This is a genomic window from Bryobacter aggregatus MPL3, from assembly GCF_000702445.1.
Taxonomy (GTDB): Bacteria; Acidobacteriota; Terriglobia; order Bryobacterales; family Bryobacteraceae; genus Bryobacter; species Bryobacter aggregatus.
Genome location: NZ_JNIF01000003.1, coordinates 751,128 through 767,504, shown reverse-complemented (window position 1 = coordinate 767,504; position 16,377 = coordinate 751,128). Strand labels below are relative to the sequence as shown.

The following is a 16,377-nucleotide window of genomic DNA, read 5'->3' as shown; positions in this document are numbered from 1 at the left end:
AGAGCCGATCTGCGAAGCCGGTTACAGCAGGCTAGCGTTTCTTCCAGGCCTCGGCAATGGCCTTTTCCGCGAGCGGTTCCATGATGGCGTAGCCGGCAGGATTCGGGTGGAGGCCATCGGCGGTGAGCTCTTTACGCAGCATCTTCGCGTCGTCGAGCATTGCGGAGTAGTAGTCGAGATAGACGTGCTTGTTCTTGGCGCAATAGGCCTTGATCCATTCGTTCAGCGCAATGATTTTCTCCGGGGGACGGCGGGAGGTTTGGGGGCGGTGATAGTCACAGACCGGCATCACGCTCGACATGACTACCTTGATTTTGTTGGCAACGGCCAGTTCTGCCATCGATTGCAGGTTGCCTTCGATCTCTTCCAGCGTCATCGGCCCGGTGTTGCCGGCAAGGTCGTTGGTGCCTGCCAGAATCACCACCATCTTGGCGCCCAGATCGATCACGTCGGGACGGAATCGAATCAACATTTGCGGTGTCGTCTGTCCGCTGATGCCACGATTGACATAAGGGAGATCGGGCCAGAACTTCCCGCCGCGGCGGCCCCAGGCATCGGTAATCGAATCTCCTAGAAAAACAACACGCTTCTCGCCCGCCTTGGGCGCACCCAGCTTTGCGTTGTCCTGCTTATAGCGTCCGATATTCTGCCAATCGAGAAGCGTCTTTTGCGCCCGTGCCAATTCTGCCTGTACCTTGGCTGGATCTGGCGCCTCTTGCGCGAATCCCAAGCATCCCACCACAATCCATCCCAACAACGGCTTCATCATCTCTGCATCTTTCCTTTCACCTGCTCCATCAATACGGCGGCCTCGGCTGCGACGCCGTCATAGACGGGTTTGAACATCACATCGGGGTCCATCCTCACACCATATACTGCCACCGGCCCCAATCGCTTGAGGAGTCTCCACCCTGTGCCCCCCACCAGCCACTGGTCCTGTAGGGTTTGCCATTCGGCGCCGCTGCCCCAAAATGCAGCAGGATCTGCGCGTAATGCTTCGCCGTCCTCAACGGGCAACACTTCCGGGGTTTCGGTGCTCTCCGAGGCATCGCCACGGAGCTTGGTGAGAACCAGCGGATTTCTGGCGATCTCCACGCCCAGAACGCGCAGCACCGCCAGCGCGTGCTTGCAGGGGCGCATCCAGTCTGGGCAGTCGCAATTCGGCTTCACGTCCTTGTAGCGCTCCGGAAAGATCTTGATTCCGGCGTCTTCAAAAGAGCGCTCCATGCCCGCAGTGAGCAATCCTTTTTGAAAAGCCTTCAAGTCTTCGGGGGCTGCAATCCTCCACAGCTCTGCCCAGCGGTCACGATCGACCGGTGCGAATTCCAGACTGACCTGATAGGGCTCCGGCCGGGAGCCCAGGACCGAACCTTCGACGACGCCATGGGTCGATTCGAGATTGAGAACGGCTCCATTCTCGGCATACGCCTTGCCTTTGGAATGGCGCTCCGGACCCATCGGAAACGCTTCGATCCATTCGATCCAACGATCGCCAACGGGTACTGCAGGGCCTGCCGCCGCTTTGCCTCGGAGCCGCACTAGTCTTCCCACGCCTCACGCGAGAGGGAGAACAATTCGCGCAGTTCCTGATTGGACAGCTCGGTCAGCCAGACCTCGCCTGCTTCCACTACCTTGCTGACCAAGGCCTTTTTCTCCTCCACCATCTGATCGATCCGCTCCTCCAGCGTTCCCATGCAAACGAACTTGTGTACCTGTACCGTCTTATTTTGTCCGATGCGGAAAGCGCGATCGGTCGCCTGATTCTCCACGGCCGGATTCCACCAGCGATCGAAATGAAACACATGATTGGCGGCCACCAGGTTCAGGCCCGTACCGCCTGCCTTGAGTGACAACACGAACAGGCTTGCACCTTCCGGCTTGGAGAAGTCGGCAATCATCTTTTCCCGATCGAGACGCCGGGTGCCGCCATGCAGAAACGAGACCGTCTTTCCAAATACCTGTTCGCAATGGAGAGCCAGAATCTCTCCCATCTCGGCGAACTGCGTGAAGATCAGCGCCTTTTCGCCGGCTTCGCGCACCTCTTCGAGCATTTCGGTGAGCCGGCTCAGCTTGCCGCTGCGTCCGGCCAGGTCGGTACGCTCTTTCAAGATTTGAGCGGGGTGATTGCAAACCTGCTTCAGTCTCGAGATGGTGGCAAGAATCAAGCCACGGCGCTCCATGGACGACTTGCCATCCATTTCGCCAAAACAGCCGCTGACGACGTCCGCATACAGCTTGGCTTGCTCCTTGGTGAGCTTGCAGTAGGTCTTCATTTCCATCTTTTCGGGCAGGTCCGAGATGATGGATTTATCTGTTTTGAGGCGGCGGAGTACAAAGGGCGCGGTCAACCCCTTCAGCTGTTTAGCCGCTCGTTCATTGTGATGATTCTGGATTGGCTTGAAGAAGCGTTGCTGGAAGTCCCGTTCACTGCCAAGCAGGCCGGGATTGAGGAAGTCCATCAGCGAGTACAGGTCTCCAACATGATTCTCGACTGGAGTGCCTGTCAGCGCCACGCGGTAAGAACTCTCGATCTGACGCGCTGCTTTGGCTTGTTTGGTCTCGAAATTCTTGATGTTCTGCGCTTCATCCAGCACCACGCCATCCCACGGCACTTGCTTTAGAATTTCGATGTCGCGATGCACAAGGCTATAGCTACTCAGGACCAGATCGTGCCGTTTGGCGGCGCGCACAAAGGTTGGGCCTTTGGCTCGCGCCGCACCGTGATGCACCATCAGTTGCAGAGAAGGGAAGAACTTTGCTGCTTCACGTTCCCAGTTGCCGATGACCGAAGTGGGGCAGATGAGGAGCGTCGGCCTGCCACTTCCTCGCCGCAATGCCAGCAACGCCAGCAGTTGGAGCGACTTGCCGAGGCCCATGTCGTCGGCCAGACAGGCTCCCAGCCCGAAGCCGGTCACAAAGTTCAGCCAGGAGAAGCCGCGCCGCTGGTAAGGGCGCAGTTCGCCTTTCAGTCCGGCGGGCATCTCGAGTTCTTTGATCTCGCCGGGCTCACGCAGCCGCTGCAGCAAGTCTCCGATCCAGCCTTCCGTACGGATTTCCCGGATCTCGAGTCCACGTCCGGCGGACCCCATGCCCAGTACTTCCCGGAGCGCGTCGCGGGCACTGAGTTCCTTCTTGACGCCTCCCTTGAGGAACTTCACGGCCTCGCGGACGCTGACCGGGTCAATGCGCATCCACTTGCCACCCACCTGCTGCATTTCACCAGCGTGTTTGGCCAATTCGTTGAGTTCTTCGATCGTGACGGGTTGGTCGCCAAGCAGTGCCGCCCAATCGAGGCGCACCTTCGAACTCATCGCATTGGTGCTGTCCACCGCTGCGCTGTCCGAATGCAATTCGCCGGTGACGGCAACACGCAGGCCATCGCCTTCGGTCCACCAGCCCGGCTTCAGGATGTGGAAGCCCGACTGCTCGAGCAGCGGGGCAAAACGGGAGAGGAAATCGATGACTCTTTCGCCGGGCAGATAGAGTCCGTCGCCGTCCTCAAAGCTAACCAGGGCGGGGTAGAGGACGGAGGCCTGCTCGAAGCAACGCCAGGCAGCTTCTGCAGCCTTTTCGCCTCCGCGCATCTCTACTTCTTCCACGCGTCCAATTTCAATTTTGACGTTGGGGTCGAGCAGATCCTCCACGAGGGGAACGATCGTCCAGCCATCGCGGCTTTCGTTCTTTGGTTCTTCTACTGCAAAGGCGAGCCGGTATCCAAAACGGCTCTCGAGATCCAAACTCTGCTGCCAGCCCAGAATCCCCTGGTGGAAGCGCTCGAGAGTGCCGGAATCTCCTTGCAGCAAGGCGCTGGGGTGGCTGAGTGCCGATTGCCATTTGCTATAGATCGTGGAAGCGGGAAAACGCTGGCCCAGGCTACTGGCTACCCGGCGAGCCTGCGTGTCGATGACACTGCTCACCACCTGATTGAGTAGTGTGGCCCGGTCGCTGCGAGGAAGGAGATCGGCTTTGAGAGACAGGGCACGGGCCGAATCGGGCATTCTGTCGACCATGGCTTGGAAGCTCTGGTACTCCTCGCCCATCCAGCGTGCCGCCCAACGTCCCTCCAGCCCATCGCGGCTCTTGAGAACTGTTGGCACATGCGCCCCTCTCTCCATCAAATGCCAGGCGAGAAGCGTTGCGTTGGCCCAGTAGACTGCGCTTTCGCCCAGCCCTTCGCGGGGTTGCAGCCAGTCGACCCACAGCCGCCGCCAAGTTTCCACCCCCAACGGGAGAACACTCTTCTGCGTGGGCAGAATACGCCCCTCTGCGTCCGGAATGGACACATAAGCGGTTTCGAGGTGAGCCTTCCCCAAGCCGATGTTTTTCAGCGCTTCGCGGAACTCTTCCGTCTCGCCATCGGTCCATAAAAACAAGCGCCCTTCGAGCGCAGAACAATGCAATGCCAATCCCGAATGGTAACCCACACTAAGGGAGAATCACCGCTTTCCCTGCTTCGAGGCGCCGTACGGTATCCAGTGCTTCACTGGCCTGGTCGAGCGAAAAGCGATGGGTCACCTGCTTGGCGAACAATTCCCTCCAGCGCGGCCGTGCTAAAAATTGAATCGCACCGAGGACATGACGGGGCTCAAATGCCCAACTTCCCATCACGGTCAACTGCTTCTTGGTGATCACGTGAGGGTTGAATTCGACATTTCCCGCATTGGCATATTGCCCAAGCACAAGATACTTTCCGCCATCCCGGCAAAGCTCAAACCCCTCGGGCACCGCGCTCGGATGCCCGACGCATTCGAGGACAACATCTGCGCCAAACTCGCCGGTATGCCGCCGGACTTCCTCGAGCCGCACGGCGGCGGTTGGAAATTCTTCGAGGCTCACTACCGCATCCGCCCCGAACTCCAGCGCCATCTGCAAGCGATGGGCCGGGCCCCCGACGACCACCGTTTTGGCTGCCCCGCTTTCGATTGCGACCGCTAGCGCGGCCAGTCCAACGGGTCCGGCTCCTTGGATGACGACGGTGTCGCCCATCTCCAATCCAATCCGTTCTACGCCATGGAGGGCCGTATTCAGCGCACAACCAGCTCCGACGATCGATTCAAAGGGCAAATTGTCGGGAAGCTTGAAGATCGAAGTTCCTGCGCGTAGCAGAATCCATTCTGCATAGCCACCGCGGAGATGAGGCGCCTCGTTGGAGCAATAGGAGATTCCATAGGCCTTCCGCTTCAAGCAGCGAGTGGGGGTCCGCTTGATCCTGCAGTAGTAGCATTCTCCGCAAACAATGCTGCTTGCCCACACCACGCGATCGCCTTCCTGCAAGGCTTGCCCTGTCCAATCCCGTTCCAATCCTGCGCCCAGCTTTGCGATGCGGCCTGCACTCTCATGGCCGAGAATGACGGGGACAGGGATGGGGAGTTCCCCCTTCCAAAGGTGGACATCGGTTCCACAGATTCCAGCCATCTCGACACGTGCCAGCGCCTCGCCGGGCTGCAACTCTTCGTTCAATGGGAATTCGCAGATTTGTAGTGGCTTCTGGTACTCCTGCAGGACGGCAGCCTTCGACATTTTCATGGTGATGGGATATTCCTCCAAACGAGCTTTCGGGCCAACTCCAGCCAGCCCTGTTTCTGATGCTCCTCAATATTGTCACTCGCCGATCTTTCCCCGAGTATGAGCGCAAATTAATATCACTGGAACGGTTCACGGCTCTTGTCTCTGGAGGTCGACAGTAATAGAGTTACCCCTGATAACCAGGAAAGAGTAAATCTATAATCTCTACTCTTGTGTGCTGAGCCTTAAGGGGGCCACGTGAAATCTCTCTCTATTTTGTTGTTCCTATCGTTCCTCTGTGTAGCGGAACTCTCTGCCCAGACCGCATCCGGATCGATTTCCGGGACCGTTACCGATGCCCAAAGCGCATCGCTAGTTAATGCGAAGGTCACGATTACAGATCAGGACAAGCGGTCTGTGATCGAAGCCACTACGGATGCCAGCGGGCGCTTCTCCTTTCCGCAGCTTGCTCCCGGAAACTACACTTTGCATGTTCAGGCTCCTGGCTTCCGCCGGATTGAGCAAAAGAACATCACTCTCAACGCCAATGACAAGCTTGCGCTTCCTACCTTCGTTGCGGAGATTGGTTCCATCGATCAAACCATCGAGGTCTCCGCGCAGGCTCTCGAATTGCAGACAGAAAGCGCAGAGCGGGGTTCCGCCATTGTCGGAAAACAACTGCAAAACGTAGCGGTCAACGGCCGCGGATACTTAGCTCTCGTCAATCTTGCTCCTGGCGTGGTGAGCACCGTCAATCTCCAGACGGCAGGCAGCGGCGGCCTGGGCTCGATCTCAGCGAATGGCGCCCGCACCAGTCAGAACAATCTGACTCTGGACGGGATTGGCAATGTGGACACGGGCAGCAACGGCGGCCAACTTGCCACGATCAGCTTGGATTCCGTACAGGAGTTCAAGATTCTGACCAGCAACTACCAGGCGGAGTATGGCCGCTCCTCGGGGGCACAGATCAGCGTTGTGACGAAGAGCGGTAGTTCCGAATTTCATGGCAGTGCCTATCTCTTCCATCGTCATGAAGGGCTCAATGCGAATAACTGGAAGAACAATCGCGATGGACTTCAGCGCAACAAGTATCGCTACAACGATCCCGGATACACGATCGGCGGTCCGGTCTTTATTCCCAAGGTTTTCAACCGCAACAAGGACAAGCTGTTCTTCTTTTTCAGCCAGGAATATCAAAAGCAACTGGTTCCCCAAAGCACGCGCAATGTCACCATGCCTACGGCGCTCGAGCGGAAGGGCGACTTCTCGCAAACCGTCGACAACAATGGCAATCCCTTTCCGTATATTAAGGACCCGCTTTCCAGCCTGCCCTGCAACTCCACCTCGATTGGCGGATGCTTTGCCGATGGGGGTGTCCTCGGCAAGATTCCCGCGAGCCGCCTTTATGCTCCGGGTCTTGCCATCCTGAACTTCTATCCCCTGCCCAATGCCCAACTCGCAACAAATAAGGGCTTCAACTTCCAGTCGCAGGTTTCCGACACGCAGCCGCGCCGTGAAGATGCTCTGCGCGTCGACTACAACATCAGTTCTAAGTGGAAGATGTTTGGTCGCTTTGTGAACAACACCGACGTCATCACCACGAACTACGCCTCCTTCGTGATGAATGGCAACTACGCGAGTCCGAACCAGCACATTGACGCGCGTCCAGCGCGCAGCACCGCCTTCAGCGTCACTACGCTGATCAGTCCGACGATGACCAATGAGGCGACCTTCGGCGTCGGCCAGAACAAGATCAACATTGATGGGGCCGGCGACGGACTGACCCGTAAGAAGAACGGACTCTCCGACTTGCCTCAGCTCTATCCGAGCGCGGTGCAGGGCGACTACCTTCCCAGCTTTGCGTTTGGCGGCAGCCGTCTGGCTAATAGCCCGAGCCGGAATTTGTTGGACGCGCCCTTCGTCAACTACAACACCACCATCGACTTCATCGACAACCTCAGCAAGGTCTGGAATGGTCATACCATCAAGACCGGCATTTACTTCTCGCGCAGCCGCAAGGATCAGTCTTCCTTTGCGCCCTTCAATGGCACCTATAACTTCGGCGATCTGGCTAGCAACCCGCTTGACACCGGCTACGGCTATGCGAATGCGGCTGTCGGTGTCTATCAGACCTTCCAGCAAGCCTCGCAGTATGCAAACGGCATGTACCGCTATACCAACGTCGAAGGCTACATCCAGGACAACTGGAAGGTCAATCGCCGTCTGACCCTCGACTACGGGCTTCGTCTGTACTGGATCCAGCCGCAGTTCGACGCGGCACTGCAGACCTCCACCTTCTTGCCCAACCGTTTCGACCCAGCCAAAGCTTCGCGCTTGTGGAAGCCGGCGCTGAATGCTGCCGGACAGCAGATTGCCGTGGATCCTCTCACCGGAGCTACGAATCCAGTCTCCTCTGTCGGCCGTATCATCACCGGTTCTGGCAATATCCTCAATGGCGTCGCACAAGCAGGTAAAGATGTTTCCAAGTACCTCATGGAGAATCGCGGCATCCACTGGGCTCCTCGTTTTGGCTTTGCTTATGACCTGACGGGCAAGCAGAATCTGGTGCTTCGCGGTGGTGGCGGCATGTTCTACGATCGCTTCCAGGGCAATGAGGTGTTTGCGATGCTCCAGAATCCGCCCACGACCTTCTCCCCGACGTTATTCAACGGCTTCCTGAAGGACATCGATTCGAAGAACGCGCTGCTGGCGCCCCCTTCGCTCGATGCCTTCAGCTATGACGGCAAAGTCGCGACGGTCTACAACTTCAATGTCGGCATCCAGGCCCGGGTCCCGTTTGGGATGGTGCTCGATACTTCCTATGTCGGTTCGATCTCGAACCATCTGTTGCAGCGCCTCAATCTCAACGCGATTCCGTATGGGGCGACCTTCCTGCCTCAGAACCAAGACCCCACTAAGGTTGCGGCCACTCCGAACGCGATCCTGGGGAACAACGCCTACAATCAGGACTTCCTGCGGCCCTACCAGGGTTTCGGCAACATCAATCTGCACCAGATGGGCGGCACCTCGAACTACAATTCGCTCCAGGTCAGTTTGAACAAGCGCTTTTCCAAAGGATTCCTCTTTGGTCTGGCTTACACCTGGAGCAAGGCCCTCACCACCGCTAGCGGGGATGGCAGCTTCTTCCGCATCGACTCGAACAATCGCCTGGCGAACTATGGTCTGGCTGACTTCCACCGGGCGCAGACTCTCGCTGTGAACTACGTCTACGAACTTCCGGGGATCAGCCATTACATCTCCAGCAAGTCCTGGCTGCACTCGGCCATCGACGGCTGGCAGATTTCGGGTATCACCGTCGCCCAGACGGGCCAGCCTTTTGATGTCGGCATGAGCATCTCCGGGGTCGGCAATCAGAACTTGACGGGTTCCTATACCGAAGGCGCCCGCATCAACCTGATTGGCAATCCGCTCACCGGAACCAGCCAGGACCCCTACAAGCGTCTAAACGCCGCCGCCTACACCACCCCTCCGGTGGGTACCATTGGCCTCACCGCTCCGGTGCGCTACCTGATTCGTCCCGGCTTTGTGAACTATGACTTCACGCTGCAGAAGACTTTCCTGTTTACGGAACGGACCCGGCTGCAACTCAGGGCCGATGCTTTCAATGTCTTTAATCACACCCAGTTCAATGGCATTAACAGCACGCTGAACTTCGCCAGCCTTACAAACCCCAATCCCACGAATCTGCCCTTTAATGCAGATGGGACCTTACGGGATAAAAATGGATTCGGGACTGTCAGTGGCGCGCGCGACCCGCGCATCCTGCAACTCGTGGTCCGCTTCCAGTTTTAATCCAAAAACAATCCTCGAAATCGAAGGGCCACCCGTCTTGGGTGGCCCTTTGGTGCTTGGCGGGAATGAGCTATTGATATGTAATAATCCTAGAACGCCTCTCGCTGCGCCAGTCGATCTCTGTTTGCTCGACACAATTTCATAAGGAAAATACATGACTAGAAGTACCATCTTGCTGGCATTTGCCAGCTTGACGCTTTTTCTTGCCAGTCCCTCCCACGCCCAGACGCTATACGGGTCTCTTCTGGGCGACATCACAGATTCCACCGGTGCTGTAATTGCCGGTGCCAAAGTCACGATCAGTGACCGTGAAAATGGTTACACTCGTGACACGCTGAGCGAAGGAAATGGCCGCTATTCCTTCCAGAACGTAAACGCCGGTACCTACGACATCAAGATCGTTGCGCCGGGCTTCCAAGGTTTGACTCGCTCGGGCATTGTGATCTCCATTAACAATATTGCTCGTGTCGATGTCAGCTTGAAGATCGGTGAAGTTTCCGACCAGATCACGGTAGAAGCTTCCACGGCTCAACTCCAGACCGACAAGTCGGACGTCCACTCTGAGATCGGCGCCAAAGAAGTCACCAACATGCCTTTGCCGCGCTATCGCAACTACCAGAGCCTGATCAATCTGGTGCCCGGCTCGACTCCCGGCCGTTTCCAGAATTCTGCCGGCTCAACGCCTGGCCGTTCGCTCACCACGAGCGTCAATGGTGTCAACCGGAACAATAACGTCACCAAGCTCGACGGCGCCGTTACAACCAACATCTGGCTCCCCCACCACACTGCCTACGTGGCTCCGGCTGAAACGATCGAGACCGTCAACATCTCGACCAACAGCTTCGATGCCGAACAGGGCATGGCTGGTGGCGCGGCCACCACGGTGGTGACCAAGTCCGGCACCAACTCGCTCCATGGCAGCGCCTTTGCGTTCCACGAGAACAGCGCCTGGGGCGCCCGCAACGTATTCTTCAAGAGTCCCAAGCTCCCCAAGAGCCTCGTCAGCATTGGCGGCGGCACCATTGGCGGTCCGATCATCAAGAACAAGCTGTTCTTCTTTGGCAGCTTTGAAGGTACCCGCGAACGCCTGAATCGCAGCAAGCTGCTGACGGTTCCGACGGCGGAGCAGCGCGCTGGAAACTTCATGGCTTCACCGACCGTGATCTATGATCCTGCAACTGGAAATGTTGCGACCGGAGCTGGCCGCACACCGTTTCCGAACAACATCATTCCTGCCAACCGTCAGAGCCGTGTGACGCAGCAATTGTATGGCATGCTTCCCACGGCAAATCTGCCCGGAATCGCGAACAATTTCTTTGCTACCGGCCCGCAGAACCTCACGCGTGACAACTACGACATGAAGGTGAACTGGAACCGCTCTGCGGCTCACACGATGTTCTTCAAGTACGCCGCGATGGACGCCCTCGTCATCGGCCGTTCGGCCTTTGGTGACGCTGGTGGTCCTTGCAGTTGCGATTCTGGCGTTGGCGATGCTTCCCAGCTCGTACAGTTGGCCACGATCGGCCAGACCTACACGATCACGCCGACCTTCCTCTATGACATGACCATCGGCTGGACCCGCACGGGTGCAGATTCGATCCCGACCGGTTATGGAAAGAACGTCGGTCTTGACGTCCTGAAGATTCCTGGCACCAACGGCGCCAGCCCTCGCGAGAGCGGTGTCCCGAACTTCCAGATTGCCAACTACACCGATCTGGGACTGCCGGAAACCTGGAACCCCTATTTCTACAACGACACCACCTACACCATGACCCAGAACTTCAGCATGATCAAGGGCAACCATGACATGCGCTTTGGTTTTGAAGGGGTTCGCCACTGGCTCAACCATTGGCAGCCGGAACTCGGCGCCGGTCCGCGCGGACGCTTCAACTTCGCGCAGGCCACCACCGGAGTCCCTGGCAGTGCGACCAGCCAGTTCAATTCGCAGGCTTCGTTCTATCTCGGCCTTCCGAACAGCGTCAGCAAGTCGCTGCAGTGGTCGAAGATGACGAGCTTTAACTACCAGCTCGGCTTCTTCTTCCGCGATCGTTGGCAGGTATCGAAGAAGCTGACCGTGAACCTCGGTCTGCGCTACGAACTCTACCCGCTCGCCACCCGTTCCGGTTACGGCGGCATCGAACAGTGGGATGAGAAGACGAATCTTGTGCAGCTCGGTGGCCGCGGCAGCAATCCTGCCGATCTCGGCATCAGCACCAGCAAGAAGCTCTTTGCTCCCCGCGCTGGCTTTGCCTATCGTCTCGACGACAACACGGTCATCCGCAGCGGCTATGGTCTCACCTACAACCCGATGCCGTTTGCCCGTCCGTTGCGCGGCTTCTATCCGCTGACGGTAGCGCAGGAGTTCGTCTCCCCCAACGCTTACATCCCCTACGGCACCACGGAAGCCGGCATTCCCGCCTTCACCGGTCCCGATCTCAGCCAGTCGGCTGTCACCCTGCCGCCCACCGCTCAGATGCGCACCATCAGTGGCAACGCTGTTACCCGCGGTTATGTCCAGAGCTGGAACTTCTTCCTCGAGCGCAAGCTGCCCTCCTCGGTTCTCTTCTCGATCGGCTATGTTGGCACCAACACCATCCGTAGCTTTATCGATTGGGACGCCAATGCGGCTGCTCCTGGCGGCGGCAACACCGGCCGTCCGTTCTACGCTGCTTATGGCCGCACCGCTACCACCTGGTATTGGAATGGTCAGGCGAACACGAACTACAACGGTCTCCAGATGTCCGCCACCCGCAATGCCGGTAAGGGCCTTGTCCTGAAGGCCGCCTACACCTGGTCCAAAGCCTTCAACGTCAGTGACGACGACGGCTGGGCGCAGTACCTCTTCAACACGCCGAGCCAGTTGCCGCGCAACCGCGCGCTCTCTGGCTACGACACGCCTCACAATCTCCAACTTGCCGCTGTGTATGACCTGCCCTTCGGCCAGTCTGGCGCTGGTGGCAAGATCATCTCAAACGTGATCAAGGGCTGGCAGATGAACAGCATCTTTGGCGCCTATTCCGGCCGCCCCTTCACCGTCACCGCCGATGGTGGTGGTCTGAATGCTCCGGGTAACACCCAGACTGCCGAGCAGGTGAAGTCGCAGGTTGTCAGGAACGGTGGCACCGGTGAGTTCTATGACCGCTCTGCTTTCGCCGGTGTGACAACCGCTCGCTTTGGTTCCATGGGCCGCAATGCGCTCCGTGGTCCCGGTGTTGTGAACGTCGACCTCGGCCTGTTTCGCAACATCAAGTTGAGCGAACGCTTCCTCCTGCAGTTCCGTGCGGAAGCCTTCAACCTCACCAACACGCCTCACTTCAACAACCCGAGCTCGAACGTCAACGCCGGTGATTTCATGCAGATCACCAGCGCCCTCGATGACCAGCGCTCGATGCGGTTCGGTTTGCGTTTGCAGTTCTAACCGCAAACGTTTCCGTTTCCCAGACCCACCTTTCCGTGCTCAGGCATGGGGAGGTGGGTTTTTCTTTGGATGCCTTCGCTAGACTAGCGGGAAGCCAAAGTATGAATCGCTGCCTGCTGCTTCTCGTCTTCTCCCTGCCACTTTGCGGACAGGTCTCCTCCAAGGGAATCCATCCCCAAGTCAAAAAAATCATTGATGCCGTATCCGAGGAACGGATTGCCAAGATTCTCAGAAAGCTGGAGAGCTTCGGTTCACGCAATACGAATTACGATCTCGATTCCCCCGATCGAGGCAATGTCGCGGCGCGTACCTGGATCTCGAAAGAGTTTCAATCCTACTCTCCAAAGCTCCAGGTCCATTTCGATACTCATCGCATCTCCAAGCAAGGCCGCATCGTCAAGGATCTCGATCTCGTCAATGTGGTTGCGGTTCTGCCGGGCACGACACAGAAAGAGCATGAGATCCTCATCAGCGGACACTATGACTCGCTGCAGATCGTCCGCAAGCAGAATGTGCCTGCGGGCCAGGATGCGGTGGACTGGGTTGCCTCCGCGGAGCAGGCGCATGCTCCCGGGGTGAGCGATGATGCCAGCGGCGTCGCACTGGTGATGGAACTGGCCCGCATCATGAGCGCCTACGAATGGCCAAAGACTCTTGTTTTTGTTGCCTTCGCGGGCGAGGAGCAAGGGCTCTTTGGCAGCCGGGCCTATGCCAAGGACGCCCACGAGGCCCGGCGCAAGCTTGCCGGGATCTTCAACAACGACATCATTGGTAACGACCTGTCTGGCGACGGCCGCCGCATCACTGATCTGGTCAACGTCTACTCGGGCGACCCGATGGATTCTTCCTCCCGTGCCCTGGCCCGCTATGTCCGAGAGGTGGCCGAGCGCTATGATCCGGCGATGAAGGCGAATCCTGTCTTTCGTGGGGATCGCTTCAGCCGCGGTGGCGATCACACGCCTTTCCACGATTTGGGATATCCGGCCATCCGCTTCACCACGCCGGTGGAGAACTACGCAAACCAGCACTCGGCCACTGATACCTTTGAGAATGCGTCGCCGTCCTATACCGCTCGGGTCACTCGCGTGAACGGAGCGGCGGTGGCCAGTCTGGCGCTTGCTCCAGCAGCGCCCGAGGTGATGCGAACTAATGCGAGCGGCGTTGTGACCGGCCCGAATCTCACCCGGGGCAAGGGCTATGATGCTGCGATGAAGTGGGTGCCGGCTTCGGACCCCGACGAGATTGCGGGGTATAGCATCGCTGTCCGTTCGACGACCGCGCCATTCTGGGAACGGGAGGTCTATGTCGGAAAGGTGACGGAGTATCTCATGCCAGGGCTTTCGATTGACGATATTGTCCTGGGAGTCCGGGCTATCGGCAAGAACGGGGTCGAAAGTCCGATCTCTGCGTATACTTTGGTGCAACGCAACTTTAACAGTCCGGCGCCGTCCAATTGACTACTCTGAAGGGAGTGCATGGCTCATCCGAAACGTAAGGCTGTAGAGGCTGTTCAGGTGCCGTCTCTCGACGACCCCAGCCTGTTTATCAATCGTGAACTCAGTCTCCTCGGCTTCCAGCGCCGTGTCCTGGAGGAAGCAAACGACCCCTCGAATCCGTTGCTGGATCGGGTCAAGTTTCTGTCCATTCTGGGCTCCAATCTGGACGAGTTTTTCATGGTTCGTGTCGCGGGCCTGAAGCAGCAAGTGGAAGCGGGGCTCGAAGACCCCGGGCCCGACGGGCTTTCTGCTGCGGCACAGCTTGATTCCATTCGGCCTGCGGTGGCCCAGTTGATGGTGGATGCCCGGCGTTGCTTCCGGGAAGAACTGATTCCTGCACTTGCTGCCGAAGGCATTCAACTGGTTTCTCTGCATCAACTCGATGCTCTGACCCGCGAGCGCCTTCACGAGTATTTCCTCGAAAAGGTTTATCCCGTGCTGACGCCTCTGGCTTTTGACCCCGGCCGTCCCTTTCCGCATATCTCGAACTTAAGTCTCAATCTGGCGATTTTGATTCGGGGCGCCGACGGGCAGGAGCATTTCGCACGTCTCAAGGTGCCTGATACGCTGCCGCAGCTGATTCCGATTGAAGCCTACGGGAAGCTGCGTCGCGTCAAGCCGAAGGAGCAACGGTTCATTTGGCTGGACCACCTGATTGTGTCCCACCTGGGTGAATTGTTTCCAGGGATGGAGATTATTGAGGCTCATCCCTTCCATGTCACCCGCGACGCTGATATTGCGATCCAGGAACTGGAAGCCGACGATCTGCTCGAAACGATTGAGGAGTCGGTGCGCGCGCGGCGTTTTGGGGATGTGGTGCGTGTGAAGGTGAACCAGGGGATGCCCGATCAGTTGCTCGAGATTCTGGTCTCGAACCTGGAAGCGGATTGGAAGGACGTGTATCGCGTCGAGGACCCCATCAGCATGGTGCGGTTGAAGCATCTGCTCCAGATCGATCGCCGGGATTTGCGGGAGCGCTCCTTTATTCCTCGGATTCCGGCCTCGCTCGATCCGAAGCTGAACGAGGATTCGGACATTTTTTCCGTGATCCGGCGGGGAGACCTGCTCCTCCACCATCCCTTTGACTCGTTTGACCCGGTGGTAGAGTTTCTCCGCAAGGCGGCGCGTGATCCTGCGGTGCTCGCTATCAAGATGACGCTGTACCGTGTCGGGCCGAATTCGCCGGTGGTGGATTGTCTGCTCGAGGCGAACGAGAACGGCAAGCAGGTGGCGGTTCTGGTGGAGTTGAAGGCGCGCTTCGATGAGGAGTCGAATATCGAGTGGGCCCGCCGTCTCGAAGCGGAAGGCGTTCATGTCGTCTATGGCCTGCTGGGGCTCAAGATCCATTCGAAGGTCGCCCTGGTGGTGCGCAAAGAAGGGGACAAGATCCGGCGTTATACCCACTTTGGAACGGGGAATTACAATGTTGTCACCGCAGGGCTCTATACCGATCTCAGTCTGATGACGGCTTCGGAAGAACTGGGCGCGGATGCGACAGATCTCTTCAATCACCTCACGGGCTATTCGGCAAAGAAGCATTACCGCAAGCTCCTGGTGGCCCCAGTCGATTTACTGGAGCGGATGAAGTCCCTGATCCATCGCGAGATCGAGCACCAGCGTGCGGGTCGCGGGGGGCACATCATTTTTAAGATGAACTCCCTGGCGCACCAGGAGATCATCGCGCTTCTCTACGAAGCCTCCCAGGCAGGTGTGAAGATTGAGTTGATCATCCGCGGGGCCTGTTCGCTTCGCCCTGGAGTGCCGGGGGTCAGTGAGAATATCAGTGTCCGTTCCATTGTCGGCCGCTTTCTGGAGCATTCGCGGATCTACTGGTTCCGCAACGGCGGCGAGGCGGACTGCTACTTGGGAAGCGCCGATATGATGCCGCGCAATCTGCATCGGCGAGTCGAGATTCTGGTCCCGATTACGGACCGTAAGCTGGGCAAGCAGATTCGCGAGGACATTCTGGAGTTGTACCTGCGCGATGAAGCAAAGGTCAGGATCATGCAACGGGATGGGTCTTATCTGCGTAGCCCAAAACGAAACGATCCGGCGGCGGTGAATTCCCAGGCCCGATTCCTGGCGCGTTGAGAGGATGCTTCGATTTGCAGTTCTGAAAGGGGACACTCAGCGCTAAACTGGTGA

8 protein-coding genes are annotated in these 16,377 nt (G+C 57.9%); 4 read left to right on the top strand and 4 right to left on the bottom strand.

The window, feature by feature from the left end:
• Positions 1-31 precede the first annotated feature (31 nt).
• The 4 genes from M017_RS0103940 to M017_RS0103925 are packed head-to-tail and all read right to left on the bottom strand — an operon-like array spanning position 32 to position 5,526.
• On the bottom strand, positions 32-769 hold the full coding sequence (locus M017_RS0103940; RefSeq protein ID WP_238325804.1) for an SGNH/GDSL hydrolase family protein: 738 nt from the start codon (positions 767-769) through the stop codon (positions 32-34).
• Positions 766-1,539, bottom strand: a complete 774-nt coding sequence (locus M017_RS0103935; RefSeq protein ID WP_031495969.1) for an SWIM zinc finger family protein — start codon at positions 1,537-1,539, stop codon at positions 766-768. Before M017_RS0103935 ends, M017_RS0103940 begins: the two co-directional genes overlap by 4 nt.
• Positions 1,539-4,400, bottom strand: coding sequence for a DEAD/DEAH box helicase (locus M017_RS0103930; protein WP_238325803.1), 2,862 nt, complete (start codon positions 4,398-4,400; stop codon positions 1,539-1,541). The genes M017_RS0103935 and M017_RS0103930 overlap by 1 nt, the downstream gene beginning before the upstream one ends.
• 25 nt (positions 4,401-4,425) lie before the next feature.
• A complete protein-coding gene (locus M017_RS0103925) occupies positions 4,426-5,526 on the bottom strand; it encodes a zinc-binding dehydrogenase (RefSeq protein ID WP_031495967.1) in 1,101 nt (366 codons plus the stop codon).
• 237 nt (positions 5,527-5,763) lie between these two features.
• Here M017_RS0103925 and M017_RS26225 point away from each other — a divergent pair, with 237 nt between their 5' ends.
• The 4 genes from M017_RS26225 (at position 5,764) to ppk1 (ending at position 16,323) form a co-directional block, all read left to right on the top strand.
• On the top strand, positions 5,764-9,318 hold the full coding sequence (locus M017_RS26225; protein ID WP_080507484.1) for an outer membrane beta-barrel protein: 3,555 nt from the start codon (positions 5,764-5,766) through the stop codon (positions 9,316-9,318).
• A gap of 154 nt (positions 9,319-9,472) precedes the next feature.
• A complete protein-coding gene (locus M017_RS0103915; protein ID WP_031495965.1) occupies positions 9,473-12,736 on the top strand; it encodes a TonB-dependent receptor in 3,264 nt (1,087 codons plus the stop codon).
• 101 nt (positions 12,737-12,837) lie between these two features.
• The gene (locus M017_RS0103910; RefSeq protein ID WP_051669488.1) at positions 12,838-14,193 is read left to right on the top strand and encodes a M20/M25/M40 family metallo-hydrolase; all 1,356 of its coding nucleotides are present in this window, start codon (positions 12,838-12,840) and stop codon (positions 14,191-14,193) included.
• A gap of 18 nt (positions 14,194-14,211) precedes the next feature.
• Positions 14,212-16,323: a polyphosphate kinase 1 gene (gene ppk1 / locus M017_RS0103905; protein ID WP_031495962.1), complete on the top strand. Its 2,112-nt coding sequence runs from the start codon at positions 14,212-14,214 to the stop codon at positions 16,321-16,323.
• Positions 16,324-16,377: the final 54 nt, after the last annotated feature.

Excerpts from the sequence above, each read along its gene's own strand:
- M017_RS0103940 (WP_238325804.1), bottom strand. The coding sequence starts at position 769 with ATGATGAAGCCGTTGTTGGGATGGATTGTGGTGGGATGCTTGGGATTC.
- M017_RS0103925 (WP_031495967.1), bottom strand. The coding sequence starts at position 5,526 with ATGAAAATGTCGAAGGCTGCCGTCCTGCAGGAGTACCAGAAGCCACTA.
- M017_RS0103915 (WP_031495965.1), top strand. The coding sequence starts at position 9,473 with ATGACTAGAAGTACCATCTTGCTGGCATTTGCCAGCTTGACGCTTTTT.
- M017_RS0103910 (WP_051669488.1), top strand. The coding sequence starts at position 12,838 with ATGAATCGCTGCCTGCTGCTTCTCGTCTTCTCCCTGCCACTTTGCGGA.
- ppk1 (WP_031495962.1), top strand. The coding sequence starts at position 14,212 with ATGGCTCATCCGAAACGTAAGGCTGTAGAGGCTGTTCAGGTGCCGTCT.